The 1,423-nt window shown below is 67.0% G+C and carries 1 protein-coding gene; it reads left to right on the forward strand.

The annotated features are described in order from the left end of the window. A partial coding sequence (traA, locus tag GOB86_RS15430) for a Ti-type conjugative transfer relaxase TraA (protein ID WP_165993541.1) occupies positions 1 to 1,423 on the forward strand: 1,423 nt, incomplete at both ends.

A 1,423-nucleotide genomic window follows, 5' to 3' on the forward strand; every position in this document is an offset into this window, starting at 1 on the left:
GGATGTGCGGATCGATCATCGGTCGTTCGTGGCACAGGGGATCGATCTTGAGCCGCAGAACAAGATCGGTCCGGCCGGCATGCGTCGGGAAGAGCGGGGCGAGGACGCGGAGCGGGTAGCTGACCATCTGGAGATCGCGCGACGCAATGGCGAGAGGTTGCTGGCCGAGCCGCATGTCGCGCTGGAGGCGCTGACCAAGCAGCAGAGCACATTTACCCGGCAGGATCTGGCGCGGTTCGTGGACCGGCATACGGCAGATGCAGAACAGTTCAGTGCTGTCATGGTTCGGGTGGAAGCATGTCCGGAGCTGGTCGCGCTCGGGAAAGACGGGCACGGGCGAGAGCGGTTCTCCACGCGCGCGATGATCGGGGTCGAGCAGCGTCTGGAAGAGGCATCGTTCGCGATGGGGCAGTCCCAGGGTCATGCGGTGCCGCTGGCAGTGCGTCGGGCGGCGATGGCGCGGGATGGGCTTGGGGATGAGCAGGCGCTGGCGGTGGGCGAGGTCACGAAGTCCCGCGACCTGTCTGTGGTGGTCGGTTATGCCGGGACGGGGAAGAGCACCATGCTGGGTGTGGCCCGTGAGGCGTGGGAAGAGGCCGGGTATCGGGTGCGCGGGGCGGCGCTGTCGGGGATCGCGGCGGAAGGTCTGGAAGCGGGGGCCGGGATCGAAAGCCGGACGTTGGCCTCCCTGGAGCGTGCGTGGGAACGTGGGTTCGACCTGCTGGAGCGCGGGGACGTGCTGGTGGTGGACGAGGCTGGCATGGTGGGGTCACGGCAGATGGAGCGGGTGCTGTCGGCCGCGCGCAGTGCTGGGGCCAAGGTGGTGCTGGTAGGTGATCCCGAGCAGTTGCAGGCGATCGAAGCCGGTGGTGCGTTCCGGGCGGTGGCCGAGCGGGTCGGGTCTGTGGAAATCACCGCCGTGCGCCGGCAGCGTGAAGGCTGGCAGCAGGCGGCCACGAAGGAGCTGGCGACGGGGCGGACGGGGGAGGCGCTGGGTCGCTATGAGGCGGCTGGCCTGGTGCGTGGGCATGACACGCTGGAAGAGGCGCGGGCCGGAGTGGTGGCCGGGTGGGATGAAGCTCGGCAGGCCGCCCCAGAAGAAAGCCAGATCATGCTGGCGCATCGGCGTGTTGATGTGCGGGCGCTGAACGAAGCGGCGCGGGAGATCCGCAGGGAGGCGGGTGAGCTGGACGCTGATGTCGAACTGTCGGTGATGACGGTTCAGGGAGAGAGGCGTTTTGCGCATGAGGACAGGGTGTATTTCCTGCGTAATGACCGGGACCTGGGGGTGAAGAACGGCACGCTGGGTACTGTGCGTGGGCTGTATGGCATGGATGAGGATCGGATCATGCTTTCTGTGCAGCTTGATGGTCCTGATGGCGTTGGGACTGGCCGGATCGTGTCCGTGCGGATGTGGGAGTAT

Origin of the sequence: Acetobacter lambici (assembly GCF_011516885.1) — a bacterium.
Lineage (GTDB): Bacteria > Pseudomonadota > Alphaproteobacteria > Acetobacterales > Acetobacteraceae > Acetobacter > Acetobacter lambici.